This is a genomic window from Kitasatospora sp. NPDC087315 (genome assembly GCF_044744345.1).
Lineage (GTDB): Bacteria > Actinomycetota > Actinomycetes > Streptomycetales > Streptomycetaceae > Kitasatospora.
In genome coordinates this window covers 175,366-191,506 of sequence record NZ_JBIUYD010000018.1, presented here as the reverse complement: position 1 = coordinate 191,506, position 16,141 = coordinate 175,366, and the positions used below count along the sequence as shown (strand labels likewise).

Annotated in this window: 17 protein-coding genes and 1 pseudogene; 8 read left to right on the top strand and 10 right to left on the bottom strand. The window is 73.6% G+C overall.

What is annotated here, in order from left to right:
* Window positions 1-263 (bottom strand): hypothetical protein (locus ACIO5D_RS25355; RefSeq protein ID WP_400798001.1); only part of this gene is annotated, 263 nt, incomplete at its 3' end.
* A 300-nt stretch (window positions 264-563) separates the two neighbouring features.
* The gene (locus ACIO5D_RS25350) at window positions 564-1,139 is read right to left on the bottom strand and encodes a TetR/AcrR family transcriptional regulator (RefSeq protein WP_400797998.1); all 576 of its coding nucleotides are present in this window, start codon (window positions 1,137-1,139) and stop codon (window positions 564-566) included.
* 211 nt (window positions 1,140-1,350) lie between these two features.
* Between ACIO5D_RS25350 and ACIO5D_RS25345 the strand changes: the two genes are divergently transcribed.
* Window positions 1,351-2,772 carry an MFS transporter gene (locus ACIO5D_RS25345; RefSeq protein ID WP_400797995.1) on the top strand — a complete coding sequence of 474 codons (1,422 nt, stop codon included), beginning with the start codon at window positions 1,351-1,353 and terminating at the stop codon, window positions 2,770-2,772.
* Window positions 2,773-2,819: 47 nt separating this feature from the next.
* On the opposite strand, the gene ACIO5D_RS25340 is transcribed toward ACIO5D_RS25345, so the two are convergent.
* Window positions 2,820-3,551, bottom strand: coding sequence for a CocE/NonD family hydrolase (locus ACIO5D_RS25340; protein WP_400797992.1), 732 nt, complete (start codon window positions 3,549-3,551; stop codon window positions 2,820-2,822).
* Window positions 3,552-3,896: 345 nt separating this feature from the next.
* Between ACIO5D_RS25340 and ACIO5D_RS25335 the strand changes: the two genes are divergently transcribed.
* Together ACIO5D_RS25335 and ACIO5D_RS25330 are read left to right on the top strand one after the other, a co-directional pair.
* Window positions 3,897-4,337, top strand: a complete 441-nt coding sequence (locus ACIO5D_RS25335) for a hypothetical protein (RefSeq protein WP_400797990.1) — start codon at window positions 3,897-3,899, stop codon at window positions 4,335-4,337.
* A 51-nt stretch (window positions 4,338-4,388) separates the two neighbouring features.
* Window positions 4,389-4,625: pseudogene (locus ACIO5D_RS25330) on the top strand (response regulator transcription factor); the annotation flags it as partial.
* Here the strand turns inward: ACIO5D_RS25330 and ACIO5D_RS25325 are convergent.
* The 7 genes from ACIO5D_RS25325 to ACIO5D_RS25295 all read right to left on the bottom strand — a co-directional run bounded on the left by ACIO5D_RS25325 (window position 4,619) and on the right by ACIO5D_RS25295 (window position 10,999).
* Window positions 4,619-5,503: a class I SAM-dependent methyltransferase gene (locus ACIO5D_RS25325; protein WP_363608507.1), complete on the bottom strand. Its 885-nt coding sequence runs from the start codon at window positions 5,501-5,503 to the stop codon at window positions 4,619-4,621. The pseudogene ACIO5D_RS25330 and the gene ACIO5D_RS25325 sit on opposite strands and share 7 nt — an antisense overlap.
* A gap of 124 nt (window positions 5,504-5,627) precedes the next feature.
* Entirely contained in the window at window positions 5,628-6,227 is a 600-nt protein-coding gene (locus ACIO5D_RS25320) for a cysteine hydrolase family protein (protein ID WP_400650726.1), read from the bottom strand.
* On the bottom strand, window positions 6,224-7,315 hold the full coding sequence (locus ACIO5D_RS25315) for an isocitrate/isopropylmalate family dehydrogenase (RefSeq protein WP_400762245.1): 1,092 nt from the start codon (window positions 7,313-7,315) through the stop codon (window positions 6,224-6,226). Before ACIO5D_RS25315 ends, ACIO5D_RS25320 begins: the two co-directional genes overlap by 4 nt.
* Before the next feature lie 28 nt (window positions 7,316-7,343).
* Window positions 7,344-7,877 (bottom strand): EF-hand domain-containing protein, encoded by a 534-nt coding sequence (locus ACIO5D_RS25310; RefSeq protein ID WP_363608486.1) that lies wholly within the window; start codon window positions 7,875-7,877, stop codon window positions 7,344-7,346.
* Between the two features lie 497 nt (window positions 7,878-8,374).
* A complete protein-coding gene (locus ACIO5D_RS25305; protein WP_400797987.1) occupies window positions 8,375-9,589 on the bottom strand; it encodes a CMD domain-containing protein in 1,215 nt (404 codons plus the stop codon).
* Between the two features lie 136 nt (window positions 9,590-9,725).
* The gene (locus ACIO5D_RS25300) at window positions 9,726-10,757 is read right to left on the bottom strand and encodes an LLM class flavin-dependent oxidoreductase (RefSeq protein ID WP_400797985.1); all 1,032 of its coding nucleotides are present in this window, start codon (window positions 10,755-10,757) and stop codon (window positions 9,726-9,728) included.
* 167 nt (window positions 10,758-10,924) lie between these two features.
* Window positions 10,925-10,999: a putative leader peptide gene (locus tag ACIO5D_RS25295; RefSeq protein ID WP_363608505.1), complete on the bottom strand. Its 75-nt coding sequence runs from the start codon at window positions 10,997-10,999 to the stop codon at window positions 10,925-10,927.
* Window positions 11,000-11,577: 578 nt separating this feature from the next.
* On the opposite strand from ACIO5D_RS25295, the gene ACIO5D_RS25290 reads away from it, so the two are divergent.
* The 5 genes from ACIO5D_RS25290 (at window position 11,578) to ACIO5D_RS25270 (ending at window position 16,018) form a co-directional block, all read left to right on the top strand.
* Window positions 11,578-12,195: an OsmC family protein gene (locus ACIO5D_RS25290; RefSeq protein WP_363608479.1), complete on the top strand. Its 618-nt coding sequence runs from the start codon at window positions 11,578-11,580 to the stop codon at window positions 12,193-12,195.
* Window positions 12,195-13,271, top strand: coding sequence for an LLM class flavin-dependent oxidoreductase (locus tag ACIO5D_RS25285; protein WP_400797982.1), 1,077 nt, complete (start codon window positions 12,195-12,197; stop codon window positions 13,269-13,271). The genes ACIO5D_RS25290 and ACIO5D_RS25285 overlap by 1 nt, the downstream gene beginning before the upstream one ends.
* A 64-nt stretch (window positions 13,272-13,335) precedes the next feature.
* Window positions 13,336-14,427, top strand: coding sequence for an ABC transporter substrate-binding protein (locus ACIO5D_RS25280; protein ID WP_400797979.1), 1,092 nt, complete (start codon window positions 13,336-13,338; stop codon window positions 14,425-14,427).
* Window positions 14,424-15,248, top strand: a complete 825-nt coding sequence (locus ACIO5D_RS25275) for an ABC transporter permease subunit (protein WP_400650743.1) — start codon at window positions 14,424-14,426, stop codon at window positions 15,246-15,248. Before ACIO5D_RS25280 ends, ACIO5D_RS25275 begins: the two co-directional genes overlap by 4 nt.
* On the top strand, window positions 15,221-16,018 hold the full coding sequence (locus ACIO5D_RS25270; RefSeq protein WP_363608473.1) for an ABC transporter ATP-binding protein: 798 nt from the start codon (window positions 15,221-15,223) through the stop codon (window positions 16,016-16,018). Before ACIO5D_RS25275 ends, ACIO5D_RS25270 begins: the two co-directional genes overlap by 28 nt.
* Window positions 16,019-16,141: the final 123 nt, after the last annotated feature.

The following is a 16,141-nucleotide window of genomic DNA, read 5'->3' as shown; positions in this document are numbered from 1 at the left end:
CTGATGCCGGTCTCGGTGAAGTTGCCGCCGACGCCGTTGGCGCCGATCGCCAGGGCGGCGCTGAGGAAGGAGGCACCGCCGGGGCCGAAGTCGACATCGGTGATCTGGATGGCGCTACCGTTCGGGCCGACGGCGAATGCCCCCTTGTCGAAGTTCGCCACGGGGATGTGGTCGGCCTCGTGAGCCGAGGCGATGGTCGCCCCACCGATGACGAGCGGGAGGGAGAGAGCGGAGACGGCCAGGACGCGGTGCACAGTGCGCATGAGGAAAAGCCCTTCCAGGCATTGAAGTTGATGAGCAGTCAGATCGCCGCGAACTGGCGACCCTTCACTATCTACGCACGCGCGCATACGGGCTGCCACCGGAGACCGCCGTCCGGGGCACCCGATTGGCGCCAATCCGGGTCAGACTCCCCCGTTCGGCCCCGCGACCCGGCCCGGCGGCGGGGTCGCGGGGCCGGAAGAACCCCGCACCACCACCCGAACGGCGGCGTCCGCCGCATCCGGGGCCGGGCAGGGGCCGGCGCGACGGCGGGCGGGCGGCCGTGGTGCTCGGGCGAGGGGTCAGGCCGTGGTGCGGATGCCGTCCAGGGCGATGGACAGGACGCGGTCGCGCTGCTTCTCGTCGGCGAAGGAGACCGAGCCGACGCCGGAGACGAGGCGCAGCAGATCGTCGATGCTCATGTCGGCGCGCACCTCGCCGGCCGTCTGGGCCCGGTGGAGCAGCGGTGCGCTCGCGTCGTACATCAACCTGCGGCAGGCCACGAAGACCTCCGTCTCCTCGCCCGCCAGGGCCTCGCGGATCGCGCGCTTGGTCAGGGTGTGGGCGACGAAGCGGCGCAGCCAGTCGGAGAGCGCCTCCCATGGCGGCTCGGCGGACAATTCCTCGGCGGCCAGGCTGAGTTCGCCGACCTCGTCGGCGTAGACCGTTTCGAAGAGGTGCCGGCGGGTGGGGAAGTTGCGGTAGAGCGTGCCGATGCCGACGCCGGCCCGGCGGGCGATGTCCTCCAGGGACGCCTCGGCCCCGTGTTCGGCGAAGGCCTCGCGGGCGGCGGCGAGCAGCGCGTCGAAGTTGCGCGCGGCGTCGGTGCGGCGCGGACGCCGGGCCGCGAGGAACTCGCTGACGACCTGTTCCGTCACGGGGGTCTCTTTTCGGACAACGGGTTGGAGCGGAGGTTCACCTCCACTAATGTGGAGGCATGCCTCAACTTTACCAGTGAGGCCTGGGCTTCGCCCTGCCGCCACGTGCGGCCACCGCCGTCGGCCACCACACGCCGCCCCTGCCCGACTCTCCGGCATCCCCTCCCCTCCGGCGTCCCGCCTCCCGCGTCCCACGTCCCGAGAAGGTTCGATGAACCGCCAGTCCAACCGCCGTACCTTCGGCGTTCTCGCCACCGGCGCGGGTGTGTTCGCCCTGCTCCAGTCGCTGATCGCGCCCGCCCTGCCGACCGTTCAGCAGGCGATGCACACCTCGCAGGCCACGGCCACCTGGGTGATGACCGCCTATCTGCTCTCCGCCTCGATCTTCACACCCATCCTCGGCCGGATCGGCGATCTCGTCGGCCGGAAGCGCACCCTCGTCGCGGCACTCGTCGCGCTCCTGGTCGGCTGCCTCGTCGCCGCCCTCGCCCCCAACATCACCGTGCTGATCGTGGCCCGGGTCGTCCAGGGCATCGCCGGGGCGCTGTTCCCGCTCTCCTTCGGCATCATCCGCGACGAGTTCCCCGCCGCGCGGGTGCCCACGGCCATCAGCAACCTCTCCGCCGTCATCGCGGTGGGCAGCGGTCTCGGCATGGTGCTGGCCGGACCGATCGTCGGCGCGCTGGACTACCGCTGGCTGTTCTGGTTCCCCGTGATCATCGTCGCGATCACCACCGTCATCGCCCACCGCTTCGTCCCCGAGTCGCCGCACCGGGCCGAGGGCAGCGTCAACTGGCTCGGCGCCGTGCTGCTCTCGGGCTGGCTGGTGGCGCTGCTGCTGCCCGTCAGCCAGTCCTCGAAGTGGGGCTGGGGCTCCCCCGCCGTGATCGTCCTGCTCCTGGCGGCCGTCGTCCTCTTCGCCCTCTGGGCCCTGGTCGAGGCCCGCTCCCGCCACCCGCTGATCGACCTGCGCGTCATGCGCCTGCCGGCGGTCTGGACGACCAACACCGCCGCGCTGCTCTTCGGTGGCGGGATGTACGCGGTCTGGGCGTTCCTGCCCGGCTTCACCCAGACCCCCTCGTCGGCCGGCTACGGCTTCGCGTCGAGCGTCACCGGCGCCGGGCTCCTGATGCTGCCGATGCTGGTCACCATGTTCGCCGCCGGCGTCCTCAGCGGCCGGCTGGCCGGCCGCTTCCCCGCCAAGGCGCAGCTCACCGTGGGCGCCGTGCTGGGCGCGGCGGCCTGCGGGATGCTCGCCGCCTGGCACGGCCGGCCGTGCCAGATCGCCCTGGCGGCAGGCGTGTTCGGGATCGGCATCGGTCTGGCCTACGCCTCGATGAGCATCCTCATCGTCCAGAGCGTGCCCGCGGCGCAGACCGGCGCGGCCACCGGGATGAACGCCAATATCCGCACCATCGGCGGCTCGGTCGGCACGGCCCTGATGACCGGTCTGGTCACCGGCCGGCTCCAGCCCTCCGGTCACCCCTACGCCTCGGGCTACACCAACGGTTTCGCCCTGCTCGCGCTCTTCTGTCTGGCGGCCGCCCTGGCCGCCTTCCTCGTGCCGGCCCACCGTGCCGTCCCGGTCGTGGTCGCCGGCTCGGCCCCGAAGCCGGAGAGTGTGCGGAACTGACCGCGCCGCTCCCGCCCGGGGCGGGAGCGGCAGGACAGGGGCAGGCGCTAACCGACCACCGGCAGCTCCACGAAGGAGGGCCGCACGGCGCCGTGGCCGATCGTGTAGGCGGCCCGGCCGTCGGCCGGCCGCAGCTCGAAGGAGTCGGGGTTGGCGGCCGCGACGGTGAGCCGGATCCGGTCGCCGGCCCGGAAGAGGACGGAGGTCGGCTGCGGGTCCAGGGTCACCTGCCGGGGCCTGCCCTGCGGGAACGGCGCCGCGTCGGTGCTCGTGTAGCAGCGGGCGGTGCGCAGCCGGCGCCAGTCCGGGTTCTCCCGGCGGGAGGTGGTCGCCCGGTCGGCGAGGGCGAGTTGGCCTTCGGTGAGGTAGGTGACGCGGCCGTCCGGTGCGACGTGCTCCAGGTAGACGTGCAGTGCGCCGTCGCTCGCGCCGCTGATGCCGGTCACGTCGAGGGTCACTCGCCCGAGGCCGGTCACCCGGGTGTCCTGGCGGACCGGCGGGCTGTCGTAGCTGAGCAGTTCGCGGTCGACGGCGGTGCGGTCGGGGTAACTGACCGGGGCGCCGCTGAGGTTGGTGCTCCAGCGGTCCGACGGGCCGGTGCCCGCGGTCGGGCTGAGGCGCAGCAGGTCGGCGTCCGGTCCGGCGGCGGTGGCCGTCGGGCGCTGCCGGGTGAGCGCGTTCCCGTCGGCCAGGTAGAGCCGCGCGGCCCGGGTGCCGGCCACCGGCCAGCGGGTGGTGGCGCGCCAGGTGCCCTCGTTCAGGGTGTAGTAGTGCAGCACCCGGTCACCGCCCGAGCTGCGGGGTGAACGGTGTGCCGCCCCCCGGCCAGTGGCGCGAAACCGGTGAGCGGACTCATCAACGACCTTGCGTCCCAGTGCGGATGACGCCACCTCAGCACCCTCGGCCCGCCATCAACCCGAGTGGCCGGACGCCGGGCGCCGGCCGTCCTGGGCCGCTCATGACAGGCGGATCAGGCCAATTGACGGCCGGTTATCGGCGCGAGGGTGCCCCTCGGCCGGAAACCTGTGGACCGCCCGGCGGAGCCTGCCATGATGCCCGAAGAACGATGTGACATGTCACAGTGCTCTCGGTGTCCGCCGGGCGCACGAACGAGGGAGGAACCCATGAAGCGTCTCGCCGCCGTACTGGCCGGCACCGCCGGCCTGGCAGCCCTGATCGGCACTCAGACCGCCGTCGCCGCACCCGTCTCCGGGCCGGAGTTCACCGGCGTCATCACCTGCGGGAGCCCGGGCGCGCCCGGCTTCCTGCTGACCAAGGCCTGCATCGAGGTCACCGGTAACCAGGTGAACCTCTACGGGCACGCCGCCCCGACCAGCCCCGGCTGGCAGGACCAGCAGGTCAGGTTCAAGCTCAGCGGCGCCGTGATCGGCAGCCCCCCGTTCGGCGGCGTCAACCCGACCACCCTGGTGACCGCCGGCGGCAACTACGTCAGCGGCATCACCACCACCGCGCCCTGCGGAGCTACGGTGACCGTCGAGTTCAGCGTGGACCAGTGGGGCTGGCCGCCGTCGCCGGCGACCGCCTCGACCGTCGTGAGCTGCTGAGCCGGGCCCGACACCACACCGGGTAGGGGCGGGCGACCCGCCCGCCCCTACCCCCGTGCCCCGCACAAGGAGCGGGTCGGCGACGACCTGACGGAGCGCGAGACCGAGGTACTGACGCTGATCGCGCAGGGCCTGTCGAACGCGGAGATCGCCACCCGGCTGGTCGTCGCGGAGCAGACCGTGAAGTCCCGTGCGAGCCGCATCCTGGTCGAGCTCCAACTGCGCAACCGGACCCAGGCGGCGGTCTTCGCCTACGGGACGGGGCTGGTGCGCCCGACCGGCTACTGAAGAAGCCGCACTCCTCCCGGCCCGGCCGGGGGGCGTACCGCCACCGCCCGGGGCTTGTCCGCGAACACCCACCGGTTGCTCGCCAACGCGTCGTTCGGCTCGGGGAGTGGGCCGCGCCCGTGGTGCTGGGTGAAGTCGAACGGGGTGTGCAGCGAGGTGGCCCAGCCCCGGCGCGCCAGCGCGCCGGCCGAGTCGGGCCGCGGCTCCCCGTCGAACAGGTCGAGCAGGTCGACGCCGATCTGCTGCTTCGTCGAGCGGTAGACCGGGTTGTCGCGGACCTCCGGCGACTCGCCGCCGAGCTTGACCTCGAACGCCAGCGTGCTGCCGGCGGCGCTCAACCCGTCCACCGCGTCGATGAGGTACCGCTCGGCGGCGTTGGGCAGATAGAGCAGCAGCCCCTCGGCCAGCCAGGCGCTCGGGGCGGTCGGGTCGAAGCCCGCGCCGGTCAACGCCCCGGCCCAGTCGGTGCACAGATCCGCCGCGATCGGCACCCGCACCGTCTTCGGGGCGGCGCGGAGCCCGTCGAGCACCTGGTGCTTGAACGCCAGGACGTCCTCGGTGTCGACCTCGAAGACCGTGCAGCCGGGGGGCCAGTCGAGGCGGAAGGCCCGGCTGTCCAGCCCCGCCCCGAGCAGGACCACCTGGCGGGCGCCGGCCCGCACCGAGCGGAGGAGGGCGTCGTCGAGGACTCTCGTCCGCAGGCCGAAGTAGCGCCCCAGCCGCCCCCAGAGCGGGTTCGCGTCCCCGCCGGGAACGTGCTCCAGGCGGACCGGCCAGTCGGCGGAGGCCCGTGCGGCGCGCACGAAGTGCTCGGCGTAGACATCCCTCGCCAGGGCGTTGTGACGGTGACTCTCGATCGCCCGGGCCGCGGCGACCATCAGGGCGGTCAGGCCGACGCCCCCTTCCACCCCGGCGGTCAGGGCCGGTCCGGAAGGCCGTGCCACCCCGGAGGACGGCGCCACGGGGGTGCGAATCGCTGTGCCGATCATGACTGTCCTCCCCTCAGGTGAGCCGGGACCACGAGGCCGGCTGTTCATGGGTGGTGCACCGGGCGCCGTAGACGAGACTCATGAACCGCAGGACCTCGTCGTCCGGCAGGTGCAGGCTGGTGGTGCAGTCCGTCAGCACCGTCACGTGAAAACCCTTCTGGAACGCCGTCCGGGCCGTGGAGTCCACGCAGACGTCGGTGTACAGGCCGGCGAACACGAGATGCCCGGTGCCGCGCCGGACGAGGTGCTGCTCGAATCCGTCGCTGAGGAAGGCGTCGAAGCACGCCCGCTTGGTGAAGACCCGTTCGCCGGGCGCCGGTGACACCTTGTGGAACTCGGCGCCCCACGAACCGTCGAGGCACTTCGGCTTCTTGCCCAGGGCGGCGTCCCGCTGCCGCCAGCTCGGCCCCTGGTGCGCGACGTCCCCGACGAACCGCACGAAGACGACCTCCGTGCCGTGCTCCCGTGCCAGGTCGACGGCTCGCGCGGCGTTCGTCGTCACGGCGTCCAGCGTCGCGGGGTCGCCGCGGTAGCGGGCGAGGGCGGTCGGGCCCGCGCAGAAGTCGTTCTGGACATCGACGACGACCAGCGTCGTGCCCTCCCGAGAGGTCATGACCCGGAGACCCGGGTGGCACCGGCGGCCGGCGGCCCGTCGGGCCCGTCCGGCTCCAGCGCGTCGAGCAGCGCCTCCACCACCTCGGTGGTGGAGTTCCGTCCGCCGGCGTCCGGGGTGAGAACACCCCGCTTCACGACGGACTCGAGCGCCTGCTCCACCGCCCGCACCGCGCCGGTACAGCCCGCGTGCCGCTCCGCGATCGCCGCCGCGGCCCGCACGGTCGCCACCGGATTGACCGTGTCCCGCCCCTCCAGGGCGTCGGCGGAGCCGTGCACGGTCTGGTACTCGACCAGTCCGGCCAGGTCGGGGTGGAGGTAGACGTTCTCCGTGCAGCAGTTCTCCTGCCGCTCGGAGCCGAAGCGGTCCAGCAGGACCACGTGCATGATGTCGGCCCACTCGTTGCCCGCGACGATCACGGTACGCGCCGACGGCCCGTGCTCGATCAGATTGCGGTTCACCGTGTCCGGCTGGAACAGCCGGATGTCCACGCCGTGCCGCCCGGCGCTCTCGGCCACCCAGGTGTCGAGAGCGCCGTCCAGCAGATGGAACTTGTAGGCCATGACGACCTGGCCGACCTCGCCGTCGGGCCACTCCTGCCGCGCGCGCCGCAGGGCGTAGGAGATGACCTTCTCGGTGATCTCCCGGCTGAACGTCATGGTGCGGGTGACCAGGCCCGGGGAGTGCTGGTTCTCACCGGTGTAGAAGCCCTGGGCCTCGTCCCGGACCAGCAGCAGTGATCCGCCGCCGGTGGCTATGAGATCGACCTTGACCGCCTGCAGCCGCTGCCGGACCAGGTACAGGGACTGGGCGTTGATCGCCGTACGGAAGATCACCGGGACACCGCTGTCCGCCTGGGCCCGGCAGAACCCCTCGTAGTGCTCGGCGTCCTCCTGGGTGAGCTCACGGACCCGATCGCTCCCGCCCTCGGCCCGCAGCGAGGCGTACGAGTGATACGTTCGCGGCGAACGGACGACCTCGATGTCGACCGCGTGCAGCTGGGCGAGCCTGGCCAGGACCCGTTCGAAAACGGCCGCGACTTCCGCCCCGGTGCCGCGGCCGACCGCAAGTCCGATAACCGACTTCATTGCTCTCCTTCGTCCTCGGATTCCTTCATCAGCGCGCCACGCGCCCCACCAGATGGTCACCCGGAATTCCGGCCTTGTCCGGACGGTAATAGTCCTTGATGCCGTCGGCCCACGTCGCCGCCTCGATCCGGTCCGAATCCGTGGGAGCGAAAGCGTCGAAAAGGGCGTCGATGTTCGCGCGTTCGAAGCCGATGGCCACCATCAGCGCCACAAAGGCTGGGCGCTCGATGAGCCCGTCGCCGTCCGGATCCCCCAGCGCGGCGAGCGACTCCGCGAACTCGCTGATCGTGGCGTCGAAACGCTGCGGCGCGAGCACGCAGGCGGCGTACTCGTCGAAGGTGATCCGGCCGTCGCGGTTGGAGTCCAGCTCGGTGGCCAAAGTCGTCCAGTACCGCCGGAAGGCGGCCAGCATCGCGTCTCTCGCCGCACCGTCTGAATCGGGTGCCGCCTCGACCACACGACCTGCCATAAGAGCGAAATCATCTGCCTCGAGAAGGCCGTTTCCGTTGGCGTCGAGCAGGGAGAAGACGAGCTTGACGCGACTGACCGCCTCTGTGCGCACAGATCCGCCGCCTTTCTTTTGGCCGACCCGTTGCGGGGCAGCGCGGATGGAATGGTGAAATATCTGTCTCACTATCCAGCCGGCCACCGGTCTACCCCGGAGGAATCCGGTTCAATTCACTCGATCGAGGGAATTGGGCGCGCCGGTCCCGGGCATCCACCAAAGTTGTGCGTCGGTCGGCACAGTGCAGCCGTCGATCCGGCTGCGCCGCCGGATGCCCGACGAGCACGGGCGGCCCGGCCGCCGGATCGTCGAGGCGCCGAACGCCGAACACGTCCACGGCCCCCGCCTGCGCGGGGGCCGTGGACGTGTGACCGTGGACGACTGGCGGCACCGGTGTGCCGACCCGGTCGGGCGCCTGGTCGCCGGCCACCTCGGCCCGGAGGAGACCCGCCCCCCGGTCCGGGGCGGCCCCGGGTTCCACGACAGCGTCGTGGCCGTCGTCGAGGAGGTCCCGGCCCGGGGCCGGCGGGTCGGGCCGGGTCGGGCGGCGCGGGTCAGGCGGCGTGCGGCACCCGCCGGGGCTCGCCGAGGGTGAGCATGAGGCGGTTGGCCCAGGCGAAGAAGGCGGTCGCCTGGACCAGGTCCACGATCTCCAGTTCGGAGAGGCCGAGGGCCCTCAGCCGGGCCAGATCGCCGGCGTCGGCCGTCGGCGCGGTGGTGCTGAGGCGCGCCGCGAAGGCGACCAGCGCGTCCCAGCGCGCTCCGAAGCCGGCCCGGGGGCCGTGGTCGAGCAGGCGCTGGACGTCGGCGCGGCGGTCGGCCAGCCGGGCGGCCAGCCGGCTGTGCACGGAGGCGCAGAACACGCAGCCGTTGACCCGCGAGGCCACCGTCGCGGCCAGTTCCCGCTCGGCGCGCGGCAGGCCTCCCGCACCGCGGAAGATGCCCCGGTCGGTGCCGGTGCGGTGCCGCAGGATGTGCGGATCGCGGGCCAGCAGACGGAAGTAGGGCCAGCTCGCGTCGGGCGAGGCGGCCAGGCCGGCGGACTGCTCCTCGGTGGCCCAGTCCGGGTCGAGCGGGGGCAGCCAGGGGTCCCATTCCAGCGTGTCGAGGGTGAACGGGATCTCGCCCTCGGGCAGTTCGGCACCGTCCGGGACCGGGCCCGCCGGTCCGTCCTGGGCCGGCCCGGGGTGCTGGGCGAGCAGGTCCAGGCCGTGCACCAGACGGGCCTGGTAGGAGACGTAGGCGGCGACCTGGGAGAGGGTCACGGCCTCGTCGGCGCTCAGGCCCGCGTCGGCCAGCCGGCGGTGGTGGTCGGCGGTCGCGGCGAGCGGCGCACGGGCGAGCAGGGTGGCGTGGTCCAGCAGCGCGGCGGAGCGGTCGCCGGGAGCACCCCGGTCGGCCCGGCCGGCTCCGGTCGCGGCGGCGTCGACGAACGCCTCGGGGGCACCGGTCGCGATCAGCGCGGCCCGGTAGTGCCCGGCCAGCCGGCGGGTGGCCGGGCCGCCGTCGTGCAGGGTGGCCACCCGCAGGGCGGCCTGGAGCCGTTCGACGGTGGTCAGCGTGGTCTGCGCGAGCCGCGGGTCGAACAGTGCGGTGTAACTGTCCTGGGTCCCGCTGACCACGTCGGGGCGCTGGGCCCGGGCGGCGGCCAGCGGGCCGTCCGCGGGATGGGGGACGAGAGCGGCGATCAGGTCGGCGCCTCGCTCGTCGGCTTCGTCGGCTTCGTCGGTACCGGCGTTCGTGGTGCCGCCGGGGGCGGTGGAGGTCATCGGCGCTCCAGTGGGTGCGGTGGGGGACGTTCGGTGGGTCCGCGGTCCGGCTCGGCGAAGGATCCGCCGGAGCCGCCCGTCGGTGGCCGTCACCGGCGACGGCCGTCGTGGCCGCCCGTGGACGGCGGCCCGCAGGTCAGGCCGCGCCGGTCCGGACGGCCGGCCGCCTCGGCTCGGCCCGCCGCCAGCCCAGCTGCGGGGCGACCCGGGTGGCGATCAGTTCCAGGGCCGCGATGGTCTGGTCGTGGCCGAGCCGGCCGGGGTGGGTCTGCACGATCAGCTCGCTCGCGTGCGGGACGACCTCGTCGCGCCGCAGCGAGGCGACCACCTCGTCCGGGTGGCCCGCGTGCACATGGGCGCGGGCGAGGTAGCCGTCCAGCGAGGTCACCGGCGGGAAGAGACCGGCGCCGACACTCTGGTCGACGTTGTCGATCACGCCCTCCCGCAGCTGGGCGACGGCGGTCCGTCGGTCGACGGCCGGATAGACCGTCCGGGAGACCCCGATCCGGGGCGGGCCGGAGCCGCGCCAGCCGTCGAGATAGCTCTGGACCAACGGCAACTGGGCCTGACCGGTGGGGAGTTCCGTCCGGAAGGCGGCCTTGGCCAGCAGCAGGCCGTCGTGTTCGGCGGAGATCCGGGCCGCGCTTTCCGCGCCGGTGGTGGACTGCCAGAGCCGGTCGAGGAGTTCCGGGCGCTCGGGCTCCAGCCGGCCCCCGCCGGGCAGCGGCCGGCCGGCCAGGGTGGCCCGGAGCAGGGACACCGCCTCGGCGTACTGCTCGCGGCGCCGCTCCGGGTCCACCCCGAAGGCGGTGAAGGTCCGCGGGTCGCCTCCGGTGCCGAGACCCAGGTGCAGGCGCCCGTCGCTGAGGGCGTCGAGAACGGCCGCGTCCTCGGCGACCCGGACGGGGTTCTCCGCGGCGATCAGCAGGACGGCGGTGCCGAGCCGGATGGTGCGGGTGTGCTGGGCGATGGCGCCGAGCAGCACCAGCGGGGCGGGCAGGCGGCCGGCCGAGGAGGCGAAGTGGTGCTGCGCGACCCAGCCGCTGTCGTATCCCAACTCCTCTGCGACAACGAAGAGTTCTGTGGTTCGTCGGTACAGTTCGGAGGCCGTGGCCGGGCCGCCGTCGTCGGAGTTGACGTGGGTCAGGAAACCCAGTCGCAGGCTCATCGCGTTCGTTCTCCCGGAGGTTCGGCGGCAGACGGTGGCCGCGGGGACGGCACGGGCGCGCAGAAAGGGCGCACCGCGCTGGTGACTCTCGGGGCAGGGGGCGGCCGGCGCCGTCGCGCTCGGGGCGGCGCGACGGCCGGGCGGCCCGGGCGCAGGGGCCCGGACGGTCAGTGACAGCCTGCGGAGGCCACGCGCATCAGGTCCACGTGGCGCCGCGCGGTCAGGCGCGTCGGCGTCTTCATGCCTGAACCTTGGAACACAAAGCGATGCATTGTCAATTGCCAGCTGCCATTGTCGCGTTGGGATACTCCACCGGCCGGGCGGCGGGCCGGAGAGCGGTTTGACCCGACCCCGCCATAATCCCGTCCGGCCCTCCGGCCGGCGTCGCCGACGGGGCCGCACAGAGCCGGTCCCACCGGCCCGGCTTGCCCCGATCTCCCCAACGTCACAACTAATTGGCCTTTTGGGGCAGACGATTGACAGTCTTTCAGATTCACTCCTAGATTCGTCCCGTGCATCCCGACCAGAGCATTCGCGGCCACGTCGACTTCTGTCGCGTCGCCAGTGCCCTGTGTCCCGCGCGCGGCTGACCCTCTCGTCTCGGCGCGCCTCCCTCTCCCCCTCCGCCGCTCCCCCGCGGATCCCGCCCGTACGCACCGCCGCACCGCCACGGCCGTGCCACGACCGCATGCGCACCGCCGCCCCGTCGCGACCGTGCGGGGCCGTCCCCCGAACCGGATCCACGCCTCTCCGGACCCCCGATCACCGAACTGCCCGATCACCTCCGATCACCGAACTCCTCCATCGCGCAAGGACGGACATGACCGCGACCACGCGCCCGAACGCCCCCGAACCCCTCCTGGAGACCGCCCCGGACCCACAACCCGGCCTGCGCGAGTACCTCACCGTCAAGCGCGCCGCCCTGCTGGCGAAACGCGACGGGGCCGCCGACGCCACCGCGCCCGCGCCCACCCTGCGGGTCCGCACCACGGCCGAGCACCGCAGCGGCGTCCGCCGGATCCGCATCCGCGAGCACACCGTCATCAGCGACTCCCCGCTGGACTTCGCCGGCTACGACCTCGGGCCCACCTCGCCCGAGCTCCAGCTGGGCGTGCTGTCCAGCTGCCTCACCCACATCTACCTCATCCAGGCCTCCGACCTGCGGATCCCGCTGGACGCCCTGACCGTCGAGGTGGCGGCCGAGCACGACGGCCGCGCGGGCACACCCGGCTTCGAGGACGTCCCGATCTACCCGCACAACATCCGCTACACCGTGCGCGTCACCTCACCGGCCACCCGCGCCCGGATCGAGGAGCTGCACGCCTCCGTCGAACGCAACTGCCCGATCTACAACCTGCTGCGCGAACCGCAGAAGGTCACCGGCGAGGTCGTGCACACGCTCTCCGGCGATGCCGCGCGCCCGGACGGAGGAGCGTAATGGCCACCAACGCGAACGCCGCGACCAGGGAACGCCCCGGCCTCGAACGGACCTGCCTGGAACGGCCCGGGCTGGAACGGCTCGGGCTGCTGGTCCACGTCGCCGGGCAGGGCGACCCCCGCACGGTGCTCGACCAGCACCTGCGGCTGGCCGTCGTCGCCGAGGAGCTCGGCTACGACTCCTTCTGGATCGCCCAGCACCACCTCGGCGCGGAGAGCGGGGTGGTCCCGTCCCCGTTCGTCTTCCTGGCGGCCGTGGCCGCGCGCACCCACCGGATCCGCCTCGGCACGGCCGTCGTCACCCTTCCGCTGGAGGACCCGGTCCGGGTCGCCGAGGACGCCGCCCAGGCCGACCTGCTCAGCGGCGGGCGGATCGAGCTGGGCATCGGCAGTGGCGCCCACCGGCCGTCCTTCGAGGCCTTCGGGCGGGACTTCGAGCAGCGCCGGGCCGACCAGGAGCGAGCCGCCCGGGTGCTGGAGGACACGCTGCGCGGCGGCCCGCTGCCCGGCGGCGCCCCGCTGCACCCGCCCGCCCCCGGCCTGGCCGACCGGATCTGGCAGGCCGCCGTCTCCGGGACCGAACGCGCCCGCCTGGCCGCCGCGGCCGGCCACGGGCTGCTGCTCTCCCGCACCACCACCGATCCGTCCTCGCCCGTCGGCGAGGCTCAAGTGCCCACGGCCGAGGCGTACTTCAAGGAGTTCGACACCAGCCGCGGCACCCGGCCGAGGCTCGGCGTCTCCCGCACCGTCTACCCGGTGGCGGACCGCGCCACCGCCGTCCGGGACCTCGCCCCCGGCGCCCGGTCCTGGCTGGCCCAGGCGGCGACGGAGTGGGCCGGCAGGGACCTGGCCGCCACCGAGTCGGACGACGACGCGCTGCTGCGCCGCCACGACATCCACGCCGGCCCGGTGGAGGCCGTCACGGCCGGCCTGACCGCCGACCCCGCGCTCGCCCTCGCCACCGACCTGATCGTGCAGTTCCAGCCGGGGCTGCCGTCCTTCGGCAGCGCCGTCGGCGCGCTGGAGGCCATCGCCACCCGGGTCGCCCCCGCGCTGGGCCTGCGGCCCCGGCCCTGACCGCGCCCGGCCGTCCGCCGGTGCCACCCGACGCCCCGCACCACCCCTCACCCGGAGGATCCCCTTGCGCGCCCATCGCACCACCCCCCGTCCGCAGCGGCAGCCGCGGCGGCCGGCCGCCGTCCTGACCGCCCTGCTCCTGGCCGTCCTGCTCACCGCCTGCGCCAGTGGCGGCTCCGCGGGCGGCGGCACCGCCGAGGCCGCCCAGGTGACCCTGACCATCGGATCGCCGTGCAAGGCCTGCCTGAAGCGGCTCCTGATCGCGTCCGGGGAGGACCGGGGCGCCCCGTACCGCATCAACTGGGCCGACTTCGACTCGACGCCCACCCTGGTCGAGGCCCTCAAGGCCGGCAAGGTGGACGTCGCCCAGGGCGGCGAGACGGGCGTGCTGTTCGCCATCGGCAACGGCGCCGACATCAGGCTGCTCGGCGCGGTCGCCCAGCACCGCAGCGGCGGCACCGTCGTCCTGGTGAAGAAGGACTCGCCGGTCACCGATCTGGCCGGCCTCCGGGGCAAGAAGGTCGCCGTCCCCTTCTACACCGCGCAGCACTACCAGTTCGCCAGGTCGCTGGAGGCGGCCGGCCTGAAGTGGTCCGACGTGAACGCGGTCAACCTCACCACGACCGACGGCCTGGCCGCCTTCAACTCCGGTGACGTGGCGGCCTTCGTCATCTGGGACCCGAACGCCGCCGTGGCCCAGCTCCACAACGACGCCCGGATCATCCACGAACTCGGCCAGGACCTCCAGACCTACAGCGCCCTGTACGCCTCGGCCCGCGCCACCTCCGACCCCGCCAAGCGGGCCGCGCTGGAGGACCTGGCCCGCCGTTCGGTGCGCGCCTTCGCCTGGGTCAACAGCCACCGCGGGCAGTGGGCCGACGAGTTGTCCAGGCTCGCCCAGATCCCGGCGGACTCGGCGAAGCTGGCCGCCGACCGGTCCGAGGCGCAGCTCCAGCCGGCCGACGCCGGTATCCAGGCGGGCTGGCAGGACGAGATCGAGTACTTCCGCGGCCAGAACCAGATCAAGCAGAGCTACCGGATCGCCGACCGGATCGAGCCCGGCTTCGACGCCGTCATCACCGACGAACTGGCCAGGGTCGCCGCGGCCGCCGGCGTCTCACCCGGGCCGGCCACGCCCTCCGGGAGCCACTCGTGACCGAGACCTCCGCTCCCGTCCTGCGCCCCGCCGCGGCACGGGCCCGGCGCCGGGTGCCAGCCCCGCCGCGCTGGCTGCGCAAGGCGTCCGGCCCCGTGCTGCTCCTGGCGCTCTGGCAACTCGCTTCGGCCGCCGGCGTGCTGGCCCCGGACGTGCTGCCCTCGCCGTGGGCGATGGCCGGGACCTTCGGCGACCTGATCGGTGACGGCTCGCTCGGCGAGGCGATGGTCTCCTCGCTGCGCAGGGTCGCCCTCGGTCTGGCCATCGGCGGCGCCCTGGGGCTGCTGCTGGCGCTGGCGGCGGGCCTGTCCCGGCTCGGCGAGGACCTGGTCGACGCCCCCATGCAGATGCTCCGCACCCTGCCCTGGGCCGGGATGATCCCGCTGTTCATCATCTGGTTCGGCATCGACGAGCAGCCCAAGATCGCCCTGGTGGCGTTCGCGGTGGCCTTCCCGCTCTATCTCAACGTCTACGCGGGCATCCGCAACGTGGACACCACGCTCGTCGAGGCCGCCCGCACGCTGGGCCTGGGCCGGCCGGCCATGGTCCGCCACGTCATCCTGCCGGGCGCCGCGGCCGGCACCCTGGTCGGCCTGCGCTACGCGCTCGGCTCCGCCTGGCTCGCCCTCGTCTTCGCCGAGCAGGTCAACGCGCAGAGCGGCATCGGCTATCTGATCACGCACGCCCGCGAGGTCTACCGGACGGACATCGTCGTGGTCGCCCTCGTCGTCTACGCGTTTCTCGGCCTCGGCGCCGATGTCCTCGTCCGCCTCCTGGAAAGGACCCTGCTGTCATGGCGACCGGCCTTCAGCGGCACCTGACGACCGCACCGCCGGCCGTCGGCCCCGACGCCCGGACCGCCGCTCCCCCGGCGGCCCGGGTGCGCGGTCTGGTCCGGCGGTTCGGCGAACGCGCCGTCATCGACCATCTGGACCTCGAACTGGCGCACGGCGAGTTCGTGGCCCTGCTCGGCGCCAGCGGCTGCGGCAAGAGCACCCTGCTGCGGGTGCTGGCCGGTCTCGACCCCGAGGTCGAGGGGGAGGCCGAGGTCGCCGAGCGGCGGGCCGTGGCCTTCCAGGCACCCCGGCTGATGCCCTGGAAGCGGGTCTGGCGCAATGTGGTGCTGGGTCTGCCGGGCCGCGCCGACCGCGCCGTCGCCGACCGGGCCCTGGCCGAGGTCGGTCTCGGCCACCGCGCCGATGCCTGGCCCAAGGACCTCTCCGGCGGCGAGGCCCAGCGTGTCTCGCTCGCCCGTGCCCTGGTCCGCCGCCCCGATCTGCTGCTGCTCGACGAGCCGTTCGGCGCCCTGGACGCGCTGACCAGGCTGAAGGCCCAGCATCTGGTGATCGACCTCTGGCGGCTCCACCGGCCCGCCGTCCTCTTCGTGACCCACGACGTGGACGAGGCGCTGCTGCTCGCCGACCGGGCGCTACTGATGGCCGACGGTGGCATCGCGGACGAGGTCCGGGTCGGGCTCCCCCGCCCGCGCGAGGTCACCGATCCGGAGTTCGGGCGGCTGCGGTCGCGCCTGCTCGGCGGGCTCGGCGTGGCCGTTCCGGGGGCCGCGGACGCCGGTCCGCCGGCTCCCTGAGCACCGTCCGGCCCACAGCACAGCACACGGGGCCCGTCCGCTGCGGCGGGCGGGCCCCGTGTGCTGTGCTGTGGGCCCGGCGGGCCCCGGCCGGAACGCCGACGCGGTCGGCCAGGTCCCGGC